At 67.2% G+C, this 24,732-nt stretch carries 29 protein-coding genes; 18 read left to right on the forward strand and 11 right to left on the reverse strand.

Annotation, left to right across the window (positions count from 1 at the left end; translation table 11 throughout):
* The first annotated feature begins 90 nt into the window (after positions 1–90).
* A complete protein-coding gene (uvrC, locus tag QO015_RS04100; RefSeq protein ID WP_370877447.1) occupies positions 91–2,070 on the forward strand; it encodes an excinuclease ABC subunit UvrC in 1,980 nt (659 codons plus the stop codon).
* A 9-nt stretch (positions 2,071–2,079) separates the two neighbouring features.
* Here uvrC and QO015_RS04105 read toward each other — a convergent pair whose 3' ends face one another.
* A complete protein-coding gene (locus QO015_RS04105) occupies positions 2,080–3,300 on the reverse strand; it encodes a GTP-binding protein (protein WP_266281275.1) in 1,221 nt (406 codons plus the stop codon).
* A gap of 259 nt (positions 3,301–3,559) precedes the next feature.
* Here QO015_RS04105 and QO015_RS04110 point away from each other — a divergent pair, with 259 nt between their 5' ends.
* A complete protein-coding gene (locus QO015_RS04110; RefSeq protein WP_266281274.1) occupies positions 3,560–4,114 on the forward strand; it encodes a biliverdin-producing heme oxygenase in 555 nt (184 codons plus the stop codon).
* On the forward strand, positions 4,107–6,641 hold the full coding sequence (locus QO015_RS04115) for an HWE histidine kinase domain-containing protein (RefSeq protein WP_266281273.1): 2,535 nt from the start codon (positions 4,107–4,109) through the stop codon (positions 6,639–6,641). Before QO015_RS04110 ends, QO015_RS04115 begins: the two co-directional genes overlap by 8 nt.
* A 10-nt stretch (positions 6,642–6,651) precedes the next feature.
* On the opposite strand, the gene QO015_RS04120 is transcribed toward QO015_RS04115, so the two are convergent.
* Together QO015_RS04120 and QO015_RS04125 are read right to left on the reverse strand one after the other, a co-directional pair.
* Positions 6,652–7,611, reverse strand: coding sequence for an acetamidase/formamidase family protein (locus QO015_RS04120; RefSeq protein ID WP_266281272.1), 960 nt, complete (start codon positions 7,609–7,611; stop codon positions 6,652–6,654).
* A 79-nt stretch (positions 7,612–7,690) separates the two neighbouring features.
* Entirely contained in the window at positions 7,691–8,119 is a 429-nt protein-coding gene (locus QO015_RS04125) for a VOC family protein (RefSeq protein ID WP_266281270.1), read from the reverse strand.
* A 155-nt stretch (positions 8,120–8,274) separates the two neighbouring features.
* Here QO015_RS04125 and QO015_RS04130 point away from each other — a divergent pair, with 155 nt between their 5' ends.
* Complete coding sequence (locus QO015_RS04130) at positions 8,275–9,789, forward strand: ATP-binding protein (protein ID WP_266281268.1); 1,515 nt, start codon at positions 8,275–8,277, stop codon at positions 9,787–9,789.
* A 3-nt stretch (positions 9,790–9,792) separates the two neighbouring features.
* Here the strand turns inward: QO015_RS04130 and QO015_RS04135 are convergent, their stop codons facing one another.
* From QO015_RS04135 to QO015_RS04150, 4 genes are all read right to left on the reverse strand, one after another.
* Positions 9,793–10,500: an HAD family hydrolase gene (locus QO015_RS04135; protein WP_266281266.1), complete on the reverse strand. Its 708-nt coding sequence runs from the start codon at positions 10,498–10,500 to the stop codon at positions 9,793–9,795.
* Between the two features lie 7 nt (positions 10,501–10,507).
* A complete protein-coding gene (locus QO015_RS04140; RefSeq protein WP_266281264.1) occupies positions 10,508–10,708 on the reverse strand; it encodes a hypothetical protein in 201 nt (66 codons plus the stop codon).
* An 86-nt stretch (positions 10,709–10,794) separates the two neighbouring features.
* Positions 10,795–11,055, reverse strand: a complete 261-nt coding sequence (gene rpsU / locus QO015_RS04145) for a 30S ribosomal protein S21 (RefSeq protein ID WP_266281262.1) — start codon at positions 11,053–11,055, stop codon at positions 10,795–10,797.
* Positions 11,056–11,272: 217 nt separating this feature from the next.
* Positions 11,273–12,271 (reverse strand): Tim44 domain-containing protein, encoded by a 999-nt coding sequence (locus QO015_RS04150; RefSeq protein ID WP_266281261.1) that lies wholly within the window; start codon positions 12,269–12,271, stop codon positions 11,273–11,275.
* Between the two features lie 163 nt (positions 12,272–12,434).
* On the opposite strand from QO015_RS04150, the gene trhO reads away from it, so the two are divergent.
* Positions 12,435–13,202, forward strand: a complete 768-nt coding sequence (trhO, locus tag QO015_RS04155; RefSeq protein ID WP_266281260.1) for an oxygen-dependent tRNA uridine(34) hydroxylase TrhO — start codon at positions 12,435–12,437, stop codon at positions 13,200–13,202.
* Here trhO and QO015_RS04160 read toward each other — a convergent pair.
* Positions 13,172–13,423, reverse strand: a complete 252-nt coding sequence (locus tag QO015_RS04160; protein ID WP_266281259.1) for a DUF3297 family protein — start codon at positions 13,421–13,423, stop codon at positions 13,172–13,174. The two genes, trhO and QO015_RS04160, sit on opposite strands and share 31 nt — an antisense overlap.
* A gap of 178 nt (positions 13,424–13,601) precedes the next feature.
* Here QO015_RS04160 and QO015_RS04165 point away from each other — a divergent pair, with 178 nt between their 5' ends.
* Complete coding sequence (locus tag QO015_RS04165) at positions 13,602–14,186, forward strand: NADPH-dependent FMN reductase (protein ID WP_266281258.1); 585 nt, start codon at positions 13,602–13,604, stop codon at positions 14,184–14,186.
* Here QO015_RS04165 and QO015_RS04170 read toward each other — a convergent pair.
* Positions 14,176–14,541: a diacylglycerol kinase gene (locus tag QO015_RS04170; RefSeq protein WP_266281256.1), complete on the reverse strand. Its 366-nt coding sequence runs from the start codon at positions 14,539–14,541 to the stop codon at positions 14,176–14,178. The two genes, QO015_RS04165 and QO015_RS04170, sit on opposite strands and share 11 nt — an antisense overlap.
* Positions 14,542–14,760: 219 nt before the next feature.
* Here QO015_RS04170 and pgsA point away from each other — a divergent pair, with 219 nt between their 5' ends.
* The 5 genes from pgsA to QO015_RS04195 are packed head-to-tail and all read left to right on the forward strand — an operon-like array spanning position 14,761 to position 17,403.
* The gene (gene pgsA / locus QO015_RS04175) at positions 14,761–15,357 is read left to right on the forward strand and encodes a CDP-diacylglycerol--glycerol-3-phosphate 3-phosphatidyltransferase (RefSeq protein ID WP_370877448.1); all 597 of its coding nucleotides are present in this window, start codon (positions 14,761–14,763) and stop codon (positions 15,355–15,357) included.
* Positions 15,354–15,605 carry a molybdopterin converting factor subunit 1 gene (gene moaD / locus QO015_RS04180; RefSeq protein ID WP_266281254.1) on the forward strand — a complete coding sequence of 84 codons (252 nt, stop codon included), beginning with the start codon at positions 15,354–15,356 and terminating at the stop codon, positions 15,603–15,605. Before pgsA ends, moaD begins: the two co-directional genes overlap by 4 nt.
* Before the next feature lies 1 nt (position 15,606).
* Positions 15,607–16,074, forward strand: a complete 468-nt coding sequence (locus tag QO015_RS04185; RefSeq protein ID WP_370877393.1) for a molybdenum cofactor biosynthesis protein MoaE — start codon at positions 15,607–15,609, stop codon at positions 16,072–16,074.
* Positions 16,071–16,733 (forward strand): HD domain-containing protein, encoded by a 663-nt coding sequence (locus tag QO015_RS04190; RefSeq protein ID WP_370877394.1) that lies wholly within the window; start codon positions 16,071–16,073, stop codon positions 16,731–16,733. Before QO015_RS04185 ends, QO015_RS04190 begins: the two co-directional genes overlap by 4 nt.
* A gap of 49 nt (positions 16,734–16,782) precedes the next feature.
* Positions 16,783–17,403: a glutathione S-transferase family protein gene (locus tag QO015_RS04195; protein ID WP_266281252.1), complete on the forward strand. Its 621-nt coding sequence runs from the start codon at positions 16,783–16,785 to the stop codon at positions 17,401–17,403.
* A 72-nt stretch (positions 17,404–17,475) separates the two neighbouring features.
* Here the strand turns inward: QO015_RS04195 and ndk are convergent, their stop codons facing one another.
* Positions 17,476–17,898 (reverse strand): nucleoside-diphosphate kinase, encoded by a 423-nt coding sequence (gene ndk / locus QO015_RS04200; protein ID WP_266281250.1) that lies wholly within the window; start codon positions 17,896–17,898, stop codon positions 17,476–17,478.
* Positions 17,899–18,091: 193 nt separating this feature from the next.
* Between ndk and QO015_RS04205 the strand changes: the two genes are divergently transcribed.
* The 7 genes from QO015_RS04205 to QO015_RS04235 all read left to right on the forward strand — a co-directional run bounded on the left by QO015_RS04205 (position 18,092) and on the right by QO015_RS04235 (position 24,272).
* Positions 18,092–18,619, forward strand: coding sequence for a DinB family protein (locus QO015_RS04205; RefSeq protein ID WP_266281249.1), 528 nt, complete (start codon positions 18,092–18,094; stop codon positions 18,617–18,619).
* Positions 18,620–18,713: 94 nt separating this feature from the next.
* On the forward strand, positions 18,714–19,031 hold the full coding sequence (locus QO015_RS04210; protein WP_266281248.1) for a hypothetical protein: 318 nt from the start codon (positions 18,714–18,716) through the stop codon (positions 19,029–19,031).
* Positions 19,032–19,153: 122 nt separating this feature from the next.
* Entirely contained in the window at positions 19,154–19,993 is an 840-nt protein-coding gene (locus QO015_RS04215) for a DUF4344 domain-containing metallopeptidase (RefSeq protein ID WP_266281247.1), read from the forward strand.
* Positions 19,994–20,079: 86 nt separating this feature from the next.
* The gene (locus QO015_RS04220; RefSeq protein ID WP_266281246.1) at positions 20,080–21,975 is read left to right on the forward strand and encodes an ABC-F family ATP-binding cassette domain-containing protein; all 1,896 of its coding nucleotides are present in this window, start codon (positions 20,080–20,082) and stop codon (positions 21,973–21,975) included.
* A complete protein-coding gene (locus QO015_RS04225) occupies positions 21,972–22,706 on the forward strand; it encodes an NAD(P)/FAD-dependent oxidoreductase (RefSeq protein WP_266281244.1) in 735 nt (244 codons plus the stop codon). Before QO015_RS04220 ends, QO015_RS04225 begins: the two co-directional genes overlap by 4 nt.
* Entirely contained in the window at positions 22,651–23,013 is a 363-nt protein-coding gene (locus QO015_RS04230; protein WP_266281243.1) for an FAD-dependent oxidoreductase, read from the forward strand. The genes QO015_RS04225 and QO015_RS04230 overlap by 56 nt, the downstream gene beginning before the upstream one ends.
* Positions 23,014–23,126: 113 nt before the next feature.
* Positions 23,127–24,272 carry a calcium:cation antiporter gene (locus QO015_RS04235; RefSeq protein WP_266281242.1) on the forward strand — a complete coding sequence of 382 codons (1,146 nt, stop codon included), beginning with the start codon at positions 23,127–23,129 and terminating at the stop codon, positions 24,270–24,272.
* 8 nt (positions 24,273–24,280) lie between these two features.
* Here QO015_RS04235 and QO015_RS04240 read toward each other — a convergent pair whose 3' ends face one another.
* Complete coding sequence (locus QO015_RS04240; protein ID WP_266281241.1) at positions 24,281–24,730, reverse strand: DNA polymerase III subunit chi; 450 nt, start codon at positions 24,728–24,730, stop codon at positions 24,281–24,283.
* Positions 24,731–24,732 lie beyond the last annotated feature (2 nt).

Raw genomic sequence — 24,732 nt, forward strand, 5'->3', positions numbered from 1 at the left:
TTGCCTGCCCCGAACGACCCGCGGAAGCCGCCTGCCGACGCCGACGACGAGAACGCGCTGCCCGAGGGCGCGCTGCTCGAAGGCGTCACGATGGAGGAGGAGGAGCCGGTCGCCCCCGTGGAGGCGGACGCCGCCTCCGACGAGGCGGGCGCCGTCGAAGCCATGGTGCCCTTCGAGGCGGGCGGCGAACTAACGCCGCGTGGCCAGGGAGCGGCGGTGATCGCCGACTTCGTCAAGCGCCTGCCCAATGCGCCGGGCGTCTATCGCATGTTCGATGCGAACGGCGCGGTGCTCTATGTCGGCAAGGCCCGCAATCTCAAGAAGCGCGTCACCAGCTACACCCGCATCGGCCTGCAGTCGAACCGGATCATCCGCATGATCCAGCAGACCGCCACGATGGAATTCGTCACGACGCGTACCGAGACCGAGGCGCTGCTGCTCGAGGCGAATCTCATCAAGCGCCTGCGCCCGCGCTTCAACGTGCTGCTGCGCGACGACAAGTCGTTTCCCTATATCCTGATCACCGATCACGAGGCGCCCCAGCTCGTGAAGCATCGCGGCGCGCGCACGCGCAAGGGCGAGTATTTCGGACCCTTCGCTTCGGCGGGCGCCGTCGGCAACACGGTTACGGCGATGCAGCGCGCCTTCCTGATCCGCACCTGCACCGACAGCGTCTACGAGGCACGCACGCGGCCTTGCCTTCTCTTCCAGATCAAGCGCTGCAGCGGCCCCTGCACGCGCGAGATCGCACTGGAGGACTACGCCGAGCTGGTGCGCGAGGCGAAGGGGTTCCTGTCCGGAAAATCCTCGGCGATCCGGACCGAACTCGCCGAGGCGATGACCGCGGCCAGCGCCGACCTCGATTTCGAGCGAGCGGCGATCTATCGCGACCGCCTGGCCGCGCTCAGCCATGTCCAGTCCTATCAGGGCATCAATCCGCAGGGCGTCGAGGAGGCCGACGTCGTCGCCGTCCATCAGGAGGGCGGGCAGAGCTGCGTCCAGGTCTTCTTCTTCCGCACCGGCCAGAACTGGGGCAACCACGCCTTCTATCCGCGCGCCGACAAATCGCTCGGCCCGGGCGAGGTGCTGTCGGCCTTCCTGGCCCAGTTCTACGAGGACAAGCCCTGTCCGCGCCTGATCCTGATCAGCCACGAGATCGAGGAGACGGAGCTTCTGGCCGAGGCGCTCGCCGAGCATGCCGGCCACAAGGTCGAGATCGCGGTGCCCAAGCGCGGCGAGAAGAAGGACCTCGTCGATCATGCGCTCGCCAATGCGCGCGAGGCGCTCGGCCGCAACCTCGCCGAGACGTCAAGCCAGGCGCGGCTGCTGGAAGGCGTCGGCACGACCTTCGGGCTCGAGTCGCCGCCGCGCCGGATCGAGGTCTACGACAACAGCCACATCATGGGCACGAACGCCGTCGGCGCCATGATCGTCGCGGGCCCGCGCGGCTTCGTGAAGAACCAGTACCGCAAGTTCAATATCCGCTCGGAGGAGATCACTCCGGGCGACGATTTCGGGATGATGCGGGAGGTGCTGACGCGTCGCTTCTCGCGGCTCGTGAAGGAGCATGGCAGCCGCGAAGCCGCGCCGCGCGACGAGGACGGGTTCGGGCCATGGCCGGACCTCGTCTTCATCGACGGCGGCCAGGGCCAGCTTTCGGCTGCGAAGGGCATCCTCGACGAACTCGGCCTCACCGAGCAGGTGCCGCTGGTCGGCATCGCCAAGGGTCCGGACCGCGACGCCGGGCGCGAGACCTTCTTCGTCCCCGACCGCGAACCGTTCATGATGCAACCCCGCGATCCGGTGCTCTATTTCGTGCAACGGATGCGCGACGAGGCGCATCGCTTCGTCATCGGCTCGCACCGCGCCAAGCGAAAGGCGGCCTTCACCGCCAATCCGCTGGACGAGATCGGCGGCATCGGCCCGACCCGCAAGCGCGCCCTCCTCGCCCATTTCGGCACCGCCAAGGCGGTCAGCCGCGCCAGCGTCCCCGATCTGCTCGCCGTCCCCGGCGTCTCGGCACAGATGGCGCAGACCATCTATGATTTCTTCCACGACCGGGGCGAGTGAACGGGCCGCTCAGGCCGCCCTGCCCCAGGCCGGGAAAGGGTCGTCGAGCGCGGACGCGGCGGCGGTGATCCCTGTCGTGACGCTGCCATGGAGGCAGTCGTCGAGGATGGAGCGGATCGCCGCCTCGTCCATGGCCGGGCCTCCGATGAAGACGAGTTCCTGCCGCCGGTCGCCCCAGACCGCGTTCCAGTGCCGGCGCATGGTCGAGACGGCTTCGGGATCGTTGGGCCAGCGCTCGCGCGGCATGGCAGCCCACCAGTAGCCGCGCCCCTCGGTGCGCAGGATCGAGCCGGCAATCGAGAGTTCGGCCGCCCAGGACGGCCGGGTCGCGAGCCAGAAATGGCCCTTGGCCCGCAAGACGCCGGAAAAGCCCCTGGCCAGCGCCGCATGCAGCTTCGCCGGATGAAAGGGGCGGCGCGCACGGTAGACGAAGGAGCGGATGCCATATTCCTCCGTCTCCGGGACGTGGTCGGCGAAGCCGTAGAGTTCCTTCATCCAGAGCGGATGCGTGCGCGAGCGCTCCTCGTCATAGAGGCCGGTGTCGAGGATGAGGTCCAGCGGTGCGGCGCTGAACTCGGTCTCGATGATCCGCGCGTCGGCGTTGAGGCCGCGCACGACGCGTCGCACGTCGGCGAGCCGTTCCGGCGTGACATCGCGCACCTTGTTGATGACGACGATGTCGGCGAACTCGATCTGCTCGACCAAGAGGTCGGCCAGCGTCCGGTCGTCGTCGGGGCCGGCGGTCGTGCCGCGCTCGGCGAGCAGGTCTTGCGACGAATAGTCGGCCAGCAGGTTCACGGCATCGACGACCGTCACCATCGCATCGAGCCGCGCGATATCGGAGAGCGAGAACCCCTCCTCGTCACGGAAGTCGAAGGTCGCTGCCACCGGCAGCGGCTCGGCAATGCCGGTGCCCTCGATCAGCAAGGCATCGAAGCGGTCCTCCCGTGCGAGGCGGCGGACCTCTCTGAGCAGATCGTCGCGCAGCGTGCAGCAGATGCAGCCATTGGTCATCTCGACCAGTTGCTCGTCCGTCCGCGAGAGATCACCGCCGCCATCGCGGACCAGATCGGCGTCGATATTCACCTCGGACATGTCGTTGACGATCACCGCGACGCGGCGGCCGTCCCGATTGTTGAGGACATGATTCAACAGCGTCGTCTTGCCGGCACCGAGAAAGCCGGAGAGCACGGTCACCGGCAGGCGCCGGTCGGAAGCAGGGTCGATCATCGGGATGCTCGATACGTTATGTTATAACATAACACTTACTGGACCGATTGCGCCGGTTTTGCAAGACCGGCTCCTGAGATGACCGTGCGAAAGATGCGGAGGGCGACGACGGGACGCATCGCGCGGTCGGCCGGAACCATCGAGAAAGCCGCGCGTTGGCAGGACTGGCCTTCGTCATGGCCACGTCCTTTTCCGGCGATCACAGCCGGATGGCCGCTCACACCATTGCCGTCCCCGGAGCGGCCTGAGAGAAGCTCACGTGAACATAGCCGTCGCAGCCGGTACGACCCGGCGCATGCAGCTTCGAGAGGCGACGCGGGCCGCGCACCAAACTCTCGACGATCTTATCGGTTCCTGGTCCGGCCTTGCGGACTACCGGCGCTATCTCGCCGGGCAGCGTCGCTTCCGTGAAGCCATCGACGACATCGATCCGGCGGCATCGGGGCTCGCCTGGTCGCTGACACCGCTCTCGCCGGCCTTGTCCCACGACTGCGCAGATTTGGGTCTGGCCGCGCAACCGGCCTCCCGCGCCCCGCGCCGTCCGCAAAGCCCGTCCGAGGCGCTCGGCGTCTGTTATGTCGTCGAAGGCTCCGCGCTCGGCGCGCGGCTGCTCCATGCGCGCGCGGCGGGACTCGGCCTCGGTGACGGCTTCGCGGCTCGCCATCTCGCGATCCAGGCGTCGAGCACGCGCTGGAGAGCGTTCCTCGACGTTCTGGAAGCGACCGAGCCCTTCGACTTCGGCGAGGCTGTCGCCTCGGCGAACGCGATGTTCGCATTTGCGGCCCGAGCCTTCGGATCGGCCGGCGATGTCTGAGTTCGAAACCGTCGATCTCACCAATTGCGATCGCGAGCCGATCCACATCCCGGGGAGCATCCAGCCGCATGGCTGCCTGCTCGCCTGCGACGCATCGCTGAACACGATCGTCCGGCATTCCGCCAATGCACCCGCCATGCTGCGGTATGGCGGCGATCTGGCGCGCCGGCCGCTCGACGACGTCTTCGGCCGCGAAACATCCGACTTCCTGCGCAGCGCCATCGCTGGTGCCACCGATCCAGCGCGGCCGGCCCTGCTGACGAGCCTCGCGGCGGGTCCGGCCGGACCGGTCGATATCGCTCTGCACAGCTTCAAGTCGGTCGGGATCATCGAGATCGAGCCGGCGCCGGTGCAATCGCGGCCGCCTCTGGAGATTGCGCGTTCGCTCATCGCGCGGCTGAGGGCAGTCAACGACCTGGACCAGCTTCTGGCGCTCGTGCCGCGGCTCGTGCGAGGCGCCTTCGGTTATGACCGGGTGATGGTCTACCGCCTCGGCCATGACGGCGCCGGCCAGGTGGTCAGCGAGGCGAAGCGCACCGATCTCGAGAGCTTCCGGGGCCAGTGGTTTCCGGCGAGCGACATCCCGCGCCAGGCGCGGCTGCTCTATCTGCGCAATACGGTCCGCGTCATCGTGGACATCGATTTCGAGCGCGTCCCGATCATCCCGCAGCTCGACGCATCGGGCGAGCCGCTCGATCTTTCCTTCGCCCATCTCAGGGCCGTCTCGCCGATCCATTGCGAATATCTGCGCAACATGGGCGTGAGCGCCTCGATGTCGATTTCGATCATTGTCGACGGCGAGCTCTGGGGCCTCATCGCCTGTCATCACTACTCCCCGCGCCGGCTCTCCATGGCACAGCGCGTGGCAGGAGAAATCCTCAGCGACTTCGTCTCGCTTCATCTCAAGTCGCTCCAGCAGCGGCAGTCGCTCGGCGTGGCGCTCGAGGCACGACGGACACTGGCCAACCTGCTGAGCGCCAGATCGCAGCAGACAAGCGTTCCGGAACTGCTGCGCGACAATCTCTCCGCGCTCGCCGCGCTCGTTCCCTGCGACGGGATCGGCCTCGTCGTCGACGGCGAGTGGCACGCCGCGGGCATTACCCCGCCCACGGACGCGCTGCCGTCTCTCCACCGCTTCCTAACGGGCGTCGCCGATGGTCGCGTCTTCGCGACGCATTGCCTCGCCGAGCGGCTGCCAGTCGCGGAAGCCTATGCCGAGCAGGTTTCCGGGCTCATGGCAGTGCCCATCTCCCAGCTTCCGCGCGACTATCTGGTCTTCTTCCGCCGCGAGATCGTTCAGACGATCAACTGGGGCGGCAACCCCGAAAAGACCTACGAGTCCGGTCCGCTCGGTGACCGTCTGACGCCGCGCAAGAGCTTCGAAATCTGGAAGCAGACCGTGCGGCTGCAGTCCGCACCGTGGACGGAACTCGAGCGCGAGAGCGCAGAGGCGCTCCGGTCAGCGATGGTCGAGGTAGCACTCCGTCATACGGAGATCCTCGCCGGCGAGCGCGCCAAGGCCGATACCCGGCAGCGCATGCTCAACGAGGAGTTGAACCACCGCGTCAAGAACATCCTCGCGGTCATCAAGTCGGTCGTCGGCCATCCGGCCACCGGCCGGCAGACGCTGGAGGACTATGTCGGCACTCTGAAGGGTCGAATCCAGGCGCTGTCGATCGCGCATGACCAGATCGTCCGCGGCGATGGCGGCGGCCTCCTGCGTGGCCTGATCGAGGCCGAGCTTCTGCCCTATCAGGGCGGCAAGGCGCGGATCAGCCTCGAGGGACCGCCCGCCTGGCTCGATTCGCGGGCGCTCTCGGTGATGGCGCTGGTGCTGCACGAGATGGCGACCAACGCGACCAAATATGGCGCGCTCTCGGTGGCCGAGGGCGCGCTTGCGGTCACATGGTCGCTGACCGAGGAAGGCAACTGCGCGATCCTCTGGGAGGAGAGCGGCGGCCCGGCGGTGCGCGAACCCGCGCGGCGCGGCTTCGGCTCCGCGCTCATCAATCGTAGCATCCCCTTCGATCTCGGGGGGCGCAGCGACATCGCCTATCCCGTCGCCGGCGTTCTCGCGCGGTTCGAGATTCCGGCGCGGCACATTGCCAATGCGGAGGCGCCGGGTGTCGTTGCCGCCTCTTCTCTCGCGGCGGGCACCCATCGGCCGGTCCTGGCCGCCGGCCTGACGATCCTGCTGGTCGAAGACCAGATGCTCATCGCCATGGATGCCGAGGCGATGCTCATCGACAACGGCATCACGGACATCATCACCGCGGCTTCGGTGGCCGATGCGCTCCGGCGCATCGAAACCACCCTGCCGGATGTCGCGATGCTCGACATCAATCTCGGCGACGACACGTCGGCGGAGGTCGCGAAGGAACTGACGCGGCGCGGCATCCCGTTCATCTTCGCCACCGGCTACAACGACCGCTCCGCCCTCCTGCCCGGCTTCGAGGCGATCCCCACCGTCCGCAAGCCCTATGACTGGCAGGAGGTGCGGACCGCGCTGGAGGAAGTGCTGGCCTGAGCGTTGCCGGTCAGCCGATGACGCTCTTCGGCAGCAGGCCGTGGATGCCGTTCTGGCCATTGACCGTCTGCGTGACGTGGAAGTCGGCAGCGAGCGAAGCGAGGCGATAGGCTTCGCTTCGCGTGATGCCGAGACGCTCCGTGATCAGGTCGAGCATCTCGCGCACCGCGATGCGCATCGCCTCGTCGAGATCGGCCGAGAAGCCCATGGTCATGTAGGCCGTCGGCGTTTCGGCACGCGGCAGACCGATGCGCGGTTCCGTCCCGGTCTTCTTGTGCAGGACGAAGGTGAAGGTCCCGGTCAGCGCTGTCTCGAGCGCCGTCACGCAGACCTCGCCATGGCCCTGCAGTCCATGGCCGTCGCCGACCAGGAAATTCGCACCCGGCACAAAAACGGGCAGGAACAGCGTCGAGCCGGCGCCGAGGTCCTTGTTGTCCAGATTGCCGCCATGAAGCCGCGGCTCGCGCGAGGAGAGTTCGCCATAGACCGGCGGCGGCGCCACGCCCATCACGCCGAAAAAGGGCGCCAGCGGCAGTTCGGGGCCGAAAGGCAGCGCGCAGGTCTTCTTTTCGAGATCGATCGGGATATGCATCAGATCGAGATCGGGCAGGATGAAGTCGTCAGGCAGCGTGCCTTCGAAAGGCACGATCGCGTTGAAACCCCAGTCGGCGCCGGGTTCGATCGCCTCGATGCGCACTTCCAGCATGTCGCCTGGCTCGGCGTCGGCGATGGCGATCGGACCGGTGAGCAGGTGCCCGAAGCGAATGGGCAGATTGGCGGCATGGATCGCGTGGAGCGCGGGCGCGACGGTCATGCTGCTATCGTCCGGCGGAAGCAGCCCGGGCGGCCCCGACAGTGTCTCGACCACGACACGATCGCCGGAGGCGACAGTCAGAACCGGCGGGGTTTCGGCGGAAAAGCGGCCCCAGACGATGGTTTCGGGGCCGGCTTTCAGGACGTGTTCGGACATCGCTTTCCTCGGTCTGCATGCAGATTGCAGATCAAGGTATGCAAGACGCGCACCGGAGTCGCCATAGGACCGGGCCGGATCAGCCCTTCGCAGCGCCTTTGGCGGCCTGCGTGCGCGCGCCCCACTTCATCCCTTCGAGCTTCAGGCCATCAGGATCGAGGAAGAACACGGCATAGTAGTCGTCGTAATATTCGCCGGCAGGGTCGACGATGGTCGTCCCCTCCTGCTCCAGGAAGGCTTGCAGCGCATCGACGTCCTCCCTGCTTTCGAGTTCGAAGGCATAGTGGTGGAAACCGATATTGCCGACGCGATGGGGATGGCGCTTGCCCTCCTCGTCGGCCTCCCCGATCCAGAACCGCGTCCTGCCGTTCGTCCAGCCGATCTGGTCGCCGTAATCGCCGAGCACCTCGAAGCCGAGAAAAGTGAACAGGCGGTCGTAGAAGCGCTTCGAGCGCTCGTAGTCTCCCACGCGAATCACGAGATGGTCGATCCCGACGACCTTGACCATGGCAGTCTCCCGGCAGGTGTGGCGGATGCATACGATGCTCCGCAACGCCCGGCTGCGGCAATGGCTCCTTTCTGTGGATCGGCCGCGCCTGCGACGGCATTGCAGGCATCCGCCACGCTCCGCCATGATAGGTTCACCGCAAGGATGGATCAGGCATGAATATCGAGCTCGGCAGGATCGCCGGCGCCGGCGTCCCCGACGCGCCGGCGATGATGGACGTCGAGGAACTGCTCGCGACCCGATTGCTCGTCCAGGGCAATTCGGGCTCGGGAAAGTCGCATCTGCTGCGGCGCCTGCTGGAGCAGAGCGCCGCCCATGTCCAGCAGCTGATCATCGATCCGGAAGGCGATTTCGTCAGCCTCGCCGAGCGCTTCGGCCATGTCGTTCTCGACGCGGAGCGCGGGCTCGGCGAACTCGAGGTCATCGCCGGCCGCGTGCGGCAGCACCGCGTCTCGGCGGTGCTCAATCTCGAAAGCCTCGATGTCGATATGCAGATGCGCGCGGCGGGAACGTTCCTGAACGCGCTGTTCGATGCCGATCGGGAACACTGGTTTCCGATGCTGGTCGTCGTCGACGAGGCGCAGCTCTTCGCGCCTGCGGTCGGCGGCGAGGTTTCGGAGGAAGCGCGCAAGCTCTCGCTCGGCGCGATGACCAATCTGATGTGCCGCGGGCGCAAGCGTGGCCTCGCGGGCATCATCGCCACGCAGCGCCTCGCCAAGCTTGCCAAGAATGTCGCCGCCGAGGCGTCCAACTTCCTGATGGGCCGCACTTTCCTCGACATCGACATGGTCCGCGCCGCCGACCTGCTGGGCCTCGAGCGGCGTCAGGCCGAGACGTTCCGCGATCTCGCGCGCGGCCAGTTCGTGGCGCTCGGCCCGGCGCTGACGCGCCGCCCGATTACTGTCGCAGTCGGCCAGGTCGAGACGAAGCCCCGGGCCGGTACGCCCAAGCTGACACCTCTGCCGGCCGAGGCGGCGGAAGCGCAGCGGGAGCTGGTGCTCGCGCCGGTTCCGGTCGAACTCGTCCGGCCGGTGGAACCGCGTCCGGCACCGGTCGCAGCTCCCTCGACGCATGATCTCCTCGCCAGCCTCAACCTCAGCCGGGAGACGTCAGGTTCGTCGGCGCCGGCAGTGCCCGACGACGGACTGACCGCCGAGGAGCGCGAGACACAGTTCCTCTCGCTGGCGCGAGCCGTGGTCGTCGATCCCGGCGCGCCGTTCCGGGCCGAGGCCGCGCTCTACCAGGACTTCCTCGTCCGCTGCCGCATCGCGCGGCTTTCGTCCGTCCCGCCGCTTCCCGCGTTCCGATTCCTGCTCAACATCGCGCGGGCGGCCGGCGACGGCACGATCATGGATTCCGGGTTCTGGCAGCGGGCGGTCGAGCTCGCGCGCGCGCTCCCCGACGAGGCGCAGCTGACCTTCCTTCTCATCGCCGCGGCGGCGATCAATGGCGGCCCCTGCCCGTCCGACACCCAGCTGGCGCTCCGTTCGGGCACGCATTCGACCGGCCGAGCGCGGAGCCGGCTGAAGCATCTGGAAAAAAGCGGCCATATCGTTCTGCGCGTCGATATCCGTGGCCAGCGCGCCGCCGTCCTGCCGGATATCGGCATCGAGACCGCGTTCGGCGATCCGCGCGCGCCCTATGGCGACAACGCCATCGCCGCCGAGTGAGCCTCAGCCCGAGAGGCCGCGGACGAGATCGGGCAGCGCGGCGAGATCGGCGATTTCGTGGAAGCGCGAGGCGCCATGCGGCGGCTCGACATGCTCGTAGCTCCAGGTGAGCGGATGCGGCACATGGATGCCGTAGCCTCCCGCCTCAAGCACAGGCACGATGTCGGACTTCAGCGAGTTGCCGACCATGGCCGCGCGCTCCGGCCCGTCGGCATGACGAGCGAAGATGCGTCGATAGGTGTCCGGCGACTTATCGCTGACGATCTCGACCGCGTCGAAGAGGTCGCCGAGGCCGGATGCGGCCAGCTTGCGCTCCTGGTCGAAGAGATCGCCCTTGGTGATGAGGATGATCCGGTAGCTGCCGGACAGCCGCTCGATCGCCTCGCGGGCGAAGGGGAGCGTCTCGACGGGATGGGCGAGAAGCTCGCGGCCGGCATCGAGGATTTCTCGGATCACGGCGGCATCGACGCGCCCCTCCGTCACCTCGATCGCCGTTTCGATCATCGAGAGCGTGAAGCCCTTGATGCCGAAACCATACAGCTGGAGATTGCGGGTCTCGGCCTCGAAGAGACGGCGTCCAATATCGCCGGTCGCGCCGTGCCGTGCGAGCAGCGCCGCGAAGCGCTCTTCCGTGAGGCGATAGAATTGCTCGTTCTGCCAGAGCGTGTCGTCGGCGTCGAAACCGATCGCCGTCAGCGCACGCTCCGTCATGCGCCGCTCAAGCCTTCGGCTTGCGAGCCGTAGCCTTGGGCTTCGGCGGCTCGGCTGCCCGCGCGATACGGTCCTCTTCCTCCTTGGCGAGGCGGAGCGCCTTCAGCCGGGCCGTGCGCTCGCGCAAGGCGCGAGCGGGATCGGTCGTGCCCGACTTCTTGTCGGACTTCGAATCGTTCTTTTGCCGGGTGCCGGCGGATTGCGCCATGATCGTCCTCCCTGGTGGTATGAAACCTCCGGAGTCAGTCGGCGCCCCCTCACGCCGACCGGACCGGCCCCTGGCAACCGGCCGCGTCAGCGGCGCGGGCCAGCCTTGCCGGCTGCAACCTTCGGCTTGACCTTGGGCGCAGCAATCAGGCCTTCGCGGATGGCCTGCTTGCGGGCGAGCTTGCGCGCACGGCGCACCGCCTCAGCCTTTTCGCGAACGCGTTTCTCGGACGGCTTCTCGTAAGCCGTGCGCATCTTCATCTCACGGAAGACGCCTTCGCGCTGCAGCTTCTTCTTGAGAACCCGAAGCGCTTGATCGACATTGTTATCCCTGACCAGAACCTGCAAGCCGTATCCCATCCTTCGTTTGCCCACGCGCCATCCCGGCGGACCGTCCGCCGAGACCCGTGGATCGTCACCAATAGCACGCGTCGAACGCTCCTGCGAGCCGGAGTGTTCGCCTCGCGCGGAGAGTTGAACGAAACGAGCGGCCGCGGCGTTCGGCGACCGGTCGAAATCGCCCGCGAGGCATCGGCAGCCCGAGCCACTAACCGCCTGAATTTTATCAGTTTTCCTGAATTGCCGAAAGCAGCCAGGTGCCGCCCGGGCGGCGAACAAACGTCCACAGCTCCGTCGTTTCGGTCGGTGCGGAGGCGTCGCCCGACACCACGGCGCCGGTTGCCCGGTCACGCATGACGTCGCGACTCTCGTAGCGCATCGCCACCGTCGCGTAGTCCGCATCGCCCTCTCGCCAGGCCTCGGCGAGGTCGCCCTGCAGAAGCTTGACGTCGATCACCTCGTTTCGGACGCCAGATGTCGCGTTCTGGCTCAACTCTTCCGACAGATAGGACATGATCTCCGGCGTGGTCAGACGGCGAAGCTCGGCATAGTCCTCGCGCGAGAACGCCGCCTGCACCTCGTCCAGCCGCTGCTGGAACATGTCGAGATCGCTGTCGAGAATGCCGACCTCGTCATGTGCGTTGCGAGCATTGGCCGGGCGGGCCGGGCGCGCATCGCCGCCGCCGAGACCGAAGCCGCCGAGACCGCCGAAGGCCGGACGCGGCGCGTCGGGGCCGGACGCCTCACGCAGCGACGGACCCGATGCCGACGCCATGGCGGGCGCCTGCTGCCGGCGACCGGCGAAGAGACGGAAAAGCAGCATGGCGCCGAGCGCCAGCAGGGCGATCTGGAGAATCATGCCGAAGGCACCGGCGAGGCCGCCGAAGCCGTGGCCGAGCAGCAGTCCGATCAGGCCACCGATGGCGAGACCGCGCAGCATGGAGCCGCCGAAACCGCCGAGAAAGCCGCCGCGCTGCGCTGCCGCTGCCGGAGCCGCCTGCGCAGCGGCAGGGTTAGTGGCCGAAGGCTGTGTCATGGAGCGCTGCACCGGCTGCGCGGCCGTCGGCGCAGTCTGCGTCGCCGGAGGCGCCTGGAATGTGCGCGTGCCACGGCTGCCGAAGCTGCCGCCACGGCGCGCCTCGGCATGGTCGACGAAAGCGAGGCTCGTCGAAAGAAGAATCGCCAGAACGGCCAGGGAGGTCGTCAGTCGGTTCCAGAATCGCATGGGATCGTCCGTCGTCGATGAAAATACCGCCATGATATGGGAGTACTTGTCGGCGATTTTGAGGGGCGCGCCGCAAATGAAGCGACGGTGATCGTCCCGAGGCTTGGGCGACGGCATTCCGGCATGCTATCAGCGCCGCCGTTCCCGCATCACGGTCCCGCCGATGTCCTTCACCGTCGCCGCCTTCTATCGATTCGCCAGCCTTCCGGACTGCGCCGAGCTGCGTCCCGAACTCGCCGCCTTCTGTGCGGCGCAGGAAATCCGCGGCACGATCCTGCTGGCACCAGAAGGCATCAACGGCACGGTTGCCGGCAGCGCCGATGCGATCGCGTCGCTCATGGCGCATTTCCGCGATGGCGAGGCCTTTTCAGGCCGGCTCGCGGGGATCGACGTCAAGCTGTCGTCGGCAGCCGAGATGCCATTCCGGCGGATGAAGGTGAAGCTGAAGCGGGAGATCGTGACGCTGGGCGTCGCCGGGCTCGACCCGGCAGCGCGGACGGGCACCTATGTCGAACCGTCCGACTGGAACGCCCTCATCACCAGTGACGACGTCCTCGTCATCGACACCCGCAACCGCTTCGAGGTCGCCATGGGCAGCTTCGCGGGCGCCGTGGATCCCGAAACGCGCAAGTTCTCGCAGTTTCCCGACTATGTTCGCCGATCGCTCGATCCCGCGCGACACAAGCGCGTTGCGATGTTCTGCACAGGCGGCATCCGGTGCGAAAAGGCCAGCGCGTTCCTGCTCGCCGAGGGCTTCGATGAGGTCTACCACCTCAAGGGCGGCATCCTGCGCTATCTCGAGGAGATGCCGGCGGAAGAAAGCCTCTTCCGCGGCGGCTGCTTCGTGTTCGACGAGCGCGTCGCGCTCGGCCATGGCCTCTCCGAGCTCGGCGAGGCGGCTCACTCCGAGGAGTCGGCGTCCCTGAGATAGGGCTCGACAGTGCCCGTCAGCTTGATCGTCAGGGGGTTGCCGAAGCGGTCGCGCGCCTTGCCGGCCGCGACGCGGATCCAGCCCTCGCTGACGCAATATTCCTCGACATTGGTTTTCTCGACGCCCTTGAAGCGGATGCCGATGCCGCGCTCCAGCAGCTCGGCATTGTGATAGGGGCTGCGGGGGTCGCTCGACAGGCGGTCGGGAAGAGTGTCGGTCATGGGCGTCTCCTTGGCCGGGCGCGAGCCACGGCGATGGGCGCTTCAATAGAGCGCCGCGCCCGCGCTGCCAATGCCCGGCGCGTCGCTCTGCCGCGACGAACATTGTGTCTACCGCCAGCGATCTATCCTAAGCCGGCCGTATCGCGCAGCGTCATCGAGAGAACAGGGAATTGCGGATATGAGCGGAACTTTGAAGCTTCACGTCGTCACCGTCAGCACGCGGCCCGGCCGCGTGGGGCCCAAGGTGGCGGACTGGTTCACCGGCTTTGCCGCCGCGCATGGCGCATTCGAGCCGGTTCCGGTCGACCTCGCGGACTTCAACCTGCCGGTCTTCGACGAGCCGCACCATCCGCGGCTGCGGAAATACGAGCATGACCATACCAAGGCGTGGAGCGCCTCGGTGGACGCCGCGGACGCCTTCGCCTTCGTGACGCCGGAATACAACTATTTCGCCCCGCCCTCGCTGGTGAACGCGCTGACCTTTCTCGCCGCCGAATGGGCCTACAAGCCGGTCGGCCTCGTCAGCTATGGCGGCCTCTCCGCCGGTCTTCGCGCCGCGCAGTCCGAGAAGCTGGTCATGACCACGCTGAAGATGATGCCGTTGCCGGAAGGCGTCGCGATCCCCATGGTCGGCACGCTGATCGACAAGGAGGGTGTCTTCCGCCCCAACGATCTCATCGAGGCCAGCGCCAGATCGATGCTCGACGAGCTTCATCGCTGGGCCGGCGCGCTGAAGCCGCTGCGCGCCCCCGTCAGCGGCTGACGAAGCTCACCGCCGTCAGTCCCGCGAGATAGAGCCCGGCCGCCGCAAGCATGAAGAAGACGGCGGCCGAGCCGAGATCCTTGGCGCGGCGGGCGAATTCCGATCGGTGCGGGGAAATCTCGTCGACGATCGTCTCGATCGCCGTGTTGAGCGCCTCGACAGCGAGAACCGCCGCCGCCAGCAGGACGAAGATACCGATTTCCGCGGGCGAGCGGCGCAGCACGATCAGCCAGGCGAGGCCGACGATCGCGGCGGCGAGTTCCATCCGCGCGGCCACTTCGCTGCGGAAGAGATGCACGACGCCCGAGGCCGACCACTGCCAGGCGGCCCCGAAATGATCGATCCAGGTGCGCATCTTGTCCCAGACTCCGAAGACGGCTGAAAAAAGCGGACTGTCCGCTTAGCGGGCTTTCATGTGATTTGGATGTCGGTCGTCGCCGTCCGTCTTCCAGACCTCCGGGAAGAATCGTTTCGATCCAAGGAGCGTTCCCTTGCGCGGCCGCGCTTGTGACCTTCTCCCCGCAATGCGATATGAAGCGGGGTGAGGGACGAAGACATGAGCAAGAGTCGCAGCATGGGCGCGAGACCACCGCAGCGGGCGCTTCTCCTGTCCCTGCCAAATATCCTCACTTATGGCCGGATCGTCGCCGTGCCGCTGGTCGTCTTCTGCGTGGTTGGCGGGCGTGACGCCTGGCGCTGGATCGCGCTGGCGCTCTTCATCGCCGCGAGCATCACCGACTATCTCGACGGCTACCTCGCCCGCATGTGGCAGCAGCAGTCGTCCATCGGCCGCATGCTCGACCCGATCGCCGACAAGGTTCTCGTCGCGGCCTGCCTTCTGGCGCTCGTCTTCGAGCGCACGATCGGCGGCGTCTCGATCTGGGCGGCGGTGATCATCCTGTCGCGCGAGATCCTCGTCTCGGGCCTCAGGGAATATCTCGCCGAACTCCGCGTCAGCGTCCCGGTGACGCGCCTCGCCAAATGGAAGACGGCAACCCAGATGGTCGCCATCGCCTTCCTTCTCGCCGGGCCGGCCGGCGATCTCTATTTCCCCTATACGACGACGGTCGGCCTCGTGCTGCTCTGGCTCGCGGCGCTCGTGACGCTCTATACGGGCTACGACTATTTCCGCGCGGGGCTTGGCCATCTGCTGGAAGACGACGAGCGATGAAGCTGCTCTATTTCGCCTGGGTGCGGGAGCGCATCGGGCTTGCGGACGAGACGATCGAACGCCCCGCCGGCGTCCATACCGTGTCCGACCTCATCGGATGGCTGCGCGCGCGCGGCGAAGGCTATGAGCTGGCGCTCGCCGAGCCCGGGGCGATCCGGGTCGCCCTCGACCGCGAGCATTCCGACCATGACGCGTCACTCGACGGTGTGCGCGAGGTCGCGCTGTTTCCCCCCATGACGGGCGGCTGAAGTGGCCGAAATCCGCACCGGAGTCTCCGGCGAGCCGCTCGACACGGCCGACCTGCTGGCGGCGTTTCACCAGGGTCGCACCGATATCGGCGCCGTCGTCACCTTCACCGGCATCTGCCGCGACGAGGATGGCCGCCTCGACGCGTTGGAACTCGAGCATTATCCGGGAATGGCCGAGGCCGAGCTCGCGCGCATCGCATGTCTCGCCGCCGATCGCTGGCCGGTGACCGATCTCACGGTGCTCCACCGTCACGGACGCGTCACGCCGGGCGAGCCGATCGTACTCGTCATCGCCGCTTCGACGCATCGACACGCCGCCTTCGAGGCCGCGGCGTTTGTCATGGATTTCCTGAAGACGCACGCGCCCTTCTGGAAGAAGGAGCATGCACGCGACGGCACGGCGACGGGCTGGGTCGCGGCGCGCGACACCGACGACGAGGCCGAGGCGCGCTGGGGCGAATCCCGTTGAGCGCGCTCGGCCCGGACGAGCTGGCCGAGAGATTCGGCGAGCATGCGGCTCTGGCCGCTGAACTCCTGCCCGAAGCGGTTCCGGCCGGCGACGGTGCCCATGACCTCGCCCATCTTCTCCGCGTCTTCAAGGCGGCCGAGGCGATCCGCGCGGAGGAAGGCGGGGACGGCCGCATCCTCGCCGCCGCCGTGCTGTTGCATGACTGCGTCGCGGTGGAGAAGAACGCGCCCGAGCGGCCCATGGCATCGCGTCTTGCCGCGAAACGGGCGTCGGAAATCCTCCGCCGCCTCGGCTGGGACGACGCCGCAATCGCCGCCGTGGCACATGCGGTCGCGGCACACAGCTTCTCGGCCGGCATTCCTCCCGAGACGCTGGAGGCGAAGATCCTGCAGGACGCCGACCGGCTCGACGCCATCGGCATGATCGGCATCGCCCGCTGCTTCTACATCGCCGGCCGGCTCGGCAGCGCGCTCTACGAGCCCGTCGATCCGGAGGCTCGGGCAAGACCGCTCGACGATGCCGCCTATGCGCTCGACCATTTCCCGGCCAAGCTGCTGAAGCTCGCTTCAGAGTTCAACACCTGCGCGGGCCGTCGCATGGCGGCCGAGCGCCACCAGCGGCTGGAGGCATTCCTCGCCGGCCTTGCCGACGAGATCTGACCGCCCTCGACCGGAGGGCAGGCTTCGATACCAACACGAGGATCGGTCGATGCTGAGGATCTGGGGTCGCGAGAATTCCAGCAATGTGAAAAAGGTGCTCTGGTGCGCCGAAGAACTCGAACTGGCGTATGAGCGCATTCCGGCCGGCGGCAGGCATGGCGTCGTCGACGACCCCGCCTATCGCGCGCTGAACCCGAACGGCCTTGTTCCGACGATCGAGGATGACGGGCTGGTTCTCTGGGAATCCAACGCCATCGTGCGTTATCTCGCCGCCCGCTATGGCGACGGCGTGCTGTGGCAGTCCGATCCGGTCCGCCGCGCCGGTGCGGACCGCTGGATGGATTTCTCGAACTCCTCCCTCGCGGCTCCCTATCGCGACCTGATGGTCAACCTGGTGCGCTCGCCGCCGGAGAAGCGCGACATGCGCGTCGTCGAGGCCGCCGTCGCGCGGCTCGGCCAGATGCTCGGCCATGTCGACGCCGCCCTTGCCGATCAGCCCTATCTCTCGGGCGAGGCGCTCGGCATCGGCGACATCCCGGCCGGGACGCTCGTGCAGGCCTGGTTCGCGCTGCCGATCGAGCGGCCGGAGCTGTCGCGTCTCGCCGGATGGTTCGCGCGGCTCTCCGAGCGGCCGGCCTATCGCAAGGCGGTGCTGATCCCCCTCACCTGACGCGAGCAAGTAAGCGAGCAAGAAAAAAGGCCGGGACATGCCCGGCCTCTATCGCTTTCGATCGGCCGGATGTCAGCCGACGATCTCGACGCCCGAGAACCAGTAGGCGATCTCCTGCGCCGCCGTCTCCGGCGCGTCCGAGCCATGAACCGAGTTTTCGCCGATCGAGACGGCGAATTCCTTGCGGATCGTGCCCTCGGCGGCATTGGCCGGGTTCGTCGCGCCCATGATCTCGCGGTTCTTGAGGATGGCGTTCTCGCCTTCCAGAACCTGAACGACGGTCGGGCCGGCGGTCATCGTTGCAACGAGCTCGCCGAAGAACGGCCGCTCCTTGTGAACCGCGTAGAAGCCCTCGGCCTGCGCCTTCGACATCCACACGCGCTTCGAAGCGACGACGCGCAGGCCGGCTTCCTCGAGCTTCGCGGTGATCTTGCCGGTCAGGTTGCGCTTGGTGGCATCGGGCTTGATCATCGAAAAGGTGCGTTCGATCGCCATGTCCGTCTCGTTCCTCGCTTGGGGGAAAATTCGCGCGCTGTATAGCCGTGCCACCGCATGGCGGCAAGGGCGACGGGACCCTCGAGGCCGGGGCGCGATTGCCGGCGCGCCGCGCCCTGCCCTAAGCTTCGTCCAAGAAGCGCCTCGATGCGCCAGCCGCGTCCATCATCGGGGATCGAGCGGAGGACCCACCATGAAGCAGCATCTCGTGATGATGGCCCACTACAATCGCTGGGCCAATGAACGCGTCTATCGGGCCGCGGCCACGCTGTCGGATGCGGACTGGCGCGCCGATCAGGGCGCCTTCTTCGGGTCGCTCGCGGGCACGCTCAACCATCTTCTCGTCACCGACCGCATCTGGATGCGCCGTTTCACGGGCGATGGCCCGGTGCACAGACGGCTCGACGACATCGTGACGGAGGACCGCGCTACGCTGACAGAGCTGCGCGAAGTCGAGGACGCGCGGATCATCGACTTTGTCGAAGGACTGGAGGCGGACCGGGTCGATGCTCCCGTCACCTACGGCCCGCTGACGTCGCCCGGCTCGTTCACCCAGCCGCTCGCCGCGCTCCTGATCCACCTCTTCAATCACGAGACGCATCACCGCGGCCAGGCGACGGTGCTCCTGACGCGCATGGCCGGCCGCAATGTCTGCGATCCGCTCGATCTCGTCGCCTTCCAGCGCATCAGCGGCCTTGGCATGGTCGCGGGAGCCGCCTGATCGCGCACGACTCGCGGCTGTGTGATCGCGATTGATGAAACCGCGAAAGGAAAGGCGCATTCATCCTGCACAGTTTCTTAAGGAGATGCGCAGTATGAAACGCTCTTTGGCCAATGCCGTTCTCCCGATGGTCACGCTGATGGCCTTCGAGGTCGCCGCGCTTTCGCTCGCCGCGCAGGCCTGGTTCTATTTCACCGCCGGCACGACCGTCATCGTGACGCTCGGCGGCGTGCTCGAAGCTTCGGGCATTCCGGCTCCGCCCGCGGAATGGATGGACGGCAGCGTCTACGACATGGTCTGGAATGAACCGCTCGCGCTGATCGCGATCGTCATCGGCCTCCTCGGCGCGACCTATGCCGGCATCGCCCGCTACGAGAGGGCCGAACGCGAAGGCAACTACGTCTATCCGTAAGCGCTCATCCGCTGCCTGCGACGATCGCGCATAGGGCGATCTTCACTCTCCTCCCGAGCTTCGCTTGCTAACGAGCGCCCCAGCAGCCAACACTCGTCATCGACAAAACAGACGAGTCACTGATGTTCCGGCTGCTCCCCCCGGCCACTCTCGGCGCCCTTATCTTCACCACGATCGCAGCCGCGGCCGCAGCGCCGGTCATAGAGCCGCGTACCCCGAGGGCGCTGACCGAAGAAGACACCGCCGAGGTGGTTGATTTCATTGTTGGAAATGCCGTCTTCGCGCTCTATCACCAGACCGGCCATCTTCTGATCAACCGCTACGGCGCACAGCCCAAGGGCATGTCGGAAGAGCGCGCGGCTGATTTCTTCGCGACACTAACACTGCTGGAGCCGCGCTCGGGAACGGGCGACCAGACGCTCGTGGATGCGATCGACAGCTGGAAGCTCGGCGGGCCGGGTACGCTTTCGATCGTCGCCGACGATGCGGGCCGGCGTAACCCGCACGCGCTGGACGAGACGCGAACCAACGCGCTCGTCTGCGACATGGTCGGGGCGGATCCCGAGGGCTTCGCCGACATCGCCGAAGCGGCCGGGCTCGACCCCGCAGCGCGGCGGCTTTGCGGGGCGACATGGAAGCGCGAGCAGGCGGCCTGGAAAGCGGCCGCCAAAGGTCTACCACCGGCGCCTGCGAAGCCGCAGACCTTCGCCGTCGCCTATGAGACGGCGGCACCGGAGGACGAGACGGCCGCGACAATTCTCGAGGACAATGGCGTGCTCGAAGAAGTCGCCGACAATCTCGCCGAGCGCTTCGCCTTCAAGAACCCGCCGACGCTTCGGGCGCGCAGTTGCGGCATGGCGTCCACACGGTTCGACGTCGAGGCCAACGAGCTGGTGCTCTGCTACGAGCTCTCGACGCTGCATGCCGAGATGATCATGCGCGATATCGAGCAGCGCAACTGACGGTGCACGGCAGGCGACGGCGTCGGTTGCATGTTCACTCGCATGTTCACTTGCATGGCGGGCTCCGGCACGGCAGATAGCCGCTCATGCTCCACGTCAACGACCTCACCTATCGCATCGCCGGCCGCACGCTTCTGGAAGGCGCCAGCATCGCGCTGCCCGATGGCGTGAAGGCGGGCTTCGTCGGGCGCAACGGCGCCGGCAAGACGACGCTGTTCAAGCTCGTGACGGGCGACATCGCGCCCGAAAGCGGGTCGATCGGGCTGCCGCGTGGCGTACGCATCGGCCAGGTGGCGCAGGAAGCTCCCGGCACCGAGCAGGCGCTGATCGATTTCGTTCTCGCGGCCGATACCGAGCGGCTCGCCCTCCTCGCCGAGGCCGAGCACGCCACAGACCCGCACCGCATTGCCGAGATCCAGATTCGCCTTGCCGATATCGGCGCCCATGCGGCCGAAGCCCGGGCGGCGACGATCCTCTCAGGTCTCGGCTTCGATTCCGAAGCGCAGAAGCGCCCCTGCTCGGCCTTCTCCGGTGGCTGGCGCATGCGCGTCGCTCTCGCCGCGGTCCTCTTCGCCGAGCCCGACCTGCTGCTTCTCGACGAGCCGACCAACTATCTCGACCTCGAAGGCACGATGTGGCTGGAAAGCTATGTCGCGCGCTATCCGCATACCGTCTTCCTGATCAGCCACGATCGCGACCTGCTCAACCGGGCCGTCGACATGATCGTGCATCTCGACAACGGCAAGCTCGTCGCCTATCGCGGCGGCTATGACAGCTTCGACCGCCAGCGGCGCGAGAAGCAGGCGCTGCAACAGAAGCAGATGAAGAAGCAGGAGGACCAGCGCAAGCACCTGCAATCCTTCATCGACCGCTTCAAGGCCAAGGCCTCCAAGGCTCGCCAGGCGCAGTCGCGCATGAAGGCGCTGGAGAAGATGCAGCCGATCGCCGCACTGATCGACGAAGAGGTGACGCCGTTCTCCTTCCCGCCGCCCACGCGCACCCTGGCGCCGCCGATCATCGCGATGGACAATGTCTCGGTCGGCTATGAGGCGGGGAAGCCGATCCTGAAGCGCCTGGATCTCCGCATCGATACCGAGGACCGCATCGGCCTCCTGGGGGCGAACGGCAACGGCAAGTCGACGCTCGCCAAGCTGATCGCCGGGCGGCTCGAGCCGATGTCCGGCGCGCTCAGGCGCGCGGACCGCATGGACATCGCCTTCTTCGCGCAGCACCAGCTCGACGACCTGCGGCCGGCCGACAGTGCCGTGCAGCATGTGCGACCGCTGATGGGAGATGTCGGCGAGGCGCAGGTGCGGGCGCGGGTCGGCGCCATGGGCTTTCCGACCGCGAAGATGGATACCCCGGCGCGCGAGCTTTCGGGTGGCGAACGGGCGCGGCTCCTGCTCGGCCTCGCCACATTCCGCGGCACCAACCTGCTGATCCTCGACGAGCCGACCAACCATCTCGACATCGACAGCCGCGAGGCGCTCGTCCAGGCGCTGAACGACTATCCGGGCGCCGTCATCCTGATCAGCCACGACCGCCACCTGATCGAGGCTTCCGTCGACCGGCTGCTGCTTGTCGGCAATGGCGGCGTCAGCGACTTCGACGGTGACATGGACGATTATCGCCGCCTCATCGTCTCCGGACCGGACGCCGGCGAGACAAAGCGGGACGACGAAGGAGAGCGCGGGCCGTCGGCGCAAGAGCGGCGCCGCGAATCCGCCGAGCGCCGTGCCGCGCTCGCCCCGCTGAGGAAGAAGATCAAGGATTCCGAGTCCTTGATCGATAAGCTTCAGAAAGAGATTCAGAAGCTGGACGCGTCGCTCGCCGATGGCGACCTCTACGTGAAGGACGCGGCGCGCGCCACCAAACTCGCCCGCGACCGCGCCGAAGCCGCCCGCCGCCTCGAGTCGGCCGAGGAAAGCTGGCTGGAGATGTCGGCCGAATATGAGGCCGCCAACACCGATCCCGCGACATGAGCGATCGCCGCGCGAGGCCGCATGTGGTCGTCGTGGGAGCCGGCATCGTCGGCGCGTCGATCGCCTGGCATCTCGCGCAGTCCGGTTGCAGAGTGACGCTCGTGGAGGCGGAAGCCGAAGCGGGGCGCGGCGTCACCGGCCGTGCTTTCGGCTGGATCAACCTCATCCACGGCGATCACTCCAATCGCCGCGCCCACGATCTGCAAAGGCGGGCGGTGGCGGCGCACGAGGCGCTGGGGGCCCGGCTCCCTGCCGCCTATGCCGGCATGCGGCGTGGCTCGCTCCTCTGGCTCGGCTCGCCTGCAGAGACCGCGGCGCTCATCGACCGGAAGGCCGCCGCCGGCGCAGACGTGCGTCCGGCCGAGCTTGCCGAAATTGAAAGGCTGGAGCCGCGGCTGCGCGATGCCCCTGCCCTCGCCGCCTTCTCGCCGTCTGACATGGCGGTCGATGCCGCCGGTCTTTCACAAGCACTCGCGGACGGCGCCGAGGCGCTCGGTGCCGTCTTCCGTAGAGGCGACACCGTCCGGTCCATTCGCCTCGCGGGCGACAAGGTCACCGGCGTCGAGACCGAAGCGGGCCGTCTCGAGGCCAACTGCGTCGTGATCGCTGCCGGTCCGGGCACAGCGTCCCTGCTGGAGCCTCTCGGTATCGACATCGCGCTGGAAATTTTCACCGGTGAGGCTGCTCCGCCTCGCATGCGACGACCGCTTTATTTTCCATATCGTCGATGAGCCGGAACTCGAGATCCGGCAGGCCAGCGACGGAACGCTGCTGCTCCCGCGACCGGCAGCCGAGAGCGAAGCAGAATCGGTCGATCGCTCGCTTGCCGCGATTGTTGCCCGGTTCGACGTGTCGGCCCCGATCCGGGTCATCGGGTCTTCTATCGGCCGCCGCCCGATCTTCGCGGATGGTCTGCCGCGCATGGGCTTCGTCGACGGTTTCGAAGGTCTCGCCCTTGCCGCCGGACATCCGGGCGTCATCCTCGCGCCGTTGATGGGGGCGATGATCGCGGACGCGGTCGAAGCGGCGTTCGGCTGACGATCGCGCCGCGACAGGCGAGAGCCGTCTTTTCGGGCGGCGTCCCGCCGCCTAGAAGGTAGCGACGCAACCTATCGGCCGCACCACCGGGCGATGCAAGGCGAGAGAATGTCATGAGCGAGCACGCCGCCCCGTCGCAGTCGGCCGCCCGGCGCCGAACCGGCCTCATCGTCAAGCTCGGGTTCCCGCCGCTGGCGCTGGTGCTCGCGCTGCTTCTGCATGCCAGCCACACCGAAATCGGCTCGCTCCCGTCCGGGATCGCCATCGGCTTTCCGCTTTTCATCATCGCGATCATGGTGGTGACCGTGTTCGTCGTCCTTCGCCATGCCGAGGCTGTAGCCCACCGGGTCGGCGAGCCGTTCGGCACACTCGTGCTCACCATCGCGGTAACCGCCATCGAGGCGTCGGTGATCGTGTCGATGATGCTGCACGGCAGCAACAACCCGACGCTGGCGCGCGAATCCGTCTTCTCCACAGTCATGATCGTCTGCGCCGGCGTGGTCGGCATCTGCCTGACGATCGGCGGGCTGCGCCATCGCGAACAGGACCTGAAACGCCAGGGAACGAGCGCCCTCCTCGCCGTGGTCCTCGCGTTGTCGATGCTGACGCTCGTGCTCCCCGACTACACGCTCGCCGCGCCCGTCGGCAATTTCTCGACCGTCCAACTCGCACTCGTCAGCCTGCTCTGCCTGCTGCTCTATGGCAGCTTCCTGTTCGCCCAGATGACGCGCCACCGCGAGGATTTCCTCGACGCGGCGACGACGTCGCAGCATGGAGGGCATGATCCGCACGCCGCGTCGTCGAGCCTTGTCGTCAGTCTCGTGATGCTGGGCGTCGGACTGCTCGGCATCGTGCTCCTCGCCGAATATGTCGCAGCCGGCATCGAGCAGGGACTCGCGGCGCTCGAGGTGCCGCAGGCTGATGCGGTGGTCGGCGCGTTCATCGCGACGCTCGTGCTGCTGCCCGAGTCGATCGCAGCCATCAAGGCATCCTATCGCAACGAGCTCCAGCGCAGCCTCAACATCGCGCTCGGCTCGGCCTGTGCCACGATCGGACTCACCGTGCCGGTGGTGGCTCTCGCGAGCCTCGTCACTGGCCGCGGCGTCACGCTCGGCCTGGCTCAGGGCGACATCGTCCTGCTCGCCGTCGCCCTGCTCGTCAGCATGGTGAGCTTCGGCACCGGACGGACAAACGCGCTGACGGGCGGCGTCCACCTCGTCATCTTCGTCGCCTACCTGCTGCTGATCGCCGTCCCCTGACCCGCGCTTCAGGCACGCTTCTCCCAGCGACCGCTCGATCCCTGCTGCCAGTAGGTGGCGGCGTGACCCTCGGTCTTCGCGCGCCGCCAGTCCTGACGGGCCTTCTCGATCGCGTCCGGATCGCTGCCGTCGAAGATCAGCACGACGCGGTCGAAGGGCGCCGCCGCGCCGAGCGGGGCGCCATCGACCGCGAAGCGCACGGTAGCGCCGTTCGGATTGGAGCCGTCGGTCGCGAGGACGATCGGGTGCAGCGGTGCATTGGCGTCGCTGGCGAGACCGTGCGGCAGGAACGATTCCTCCCGCCAAGTCCACAGCATCGCATCGAGCGCCTCGACCCGTTCGCGCGACCCGGCCTCGACCACGACCTTCCAGCCGCGCTCGAGGCATTTCTCGAGGAGCGGCGGGAGCACCGCATCGAGCGGTTGCCTTTCGAGGTGATAGAACAGCACCTCGCTCATGG

Source organism: Kaistia geumhonensis (genome assembly GCF_030815145.1).
Classification (GTDB): Bacteria; Pseudomonadota; Alphaproteobacteria; order Rhizobiales; family Kaistiaceae; genus Kaistia; species Kaistia geumhonensis.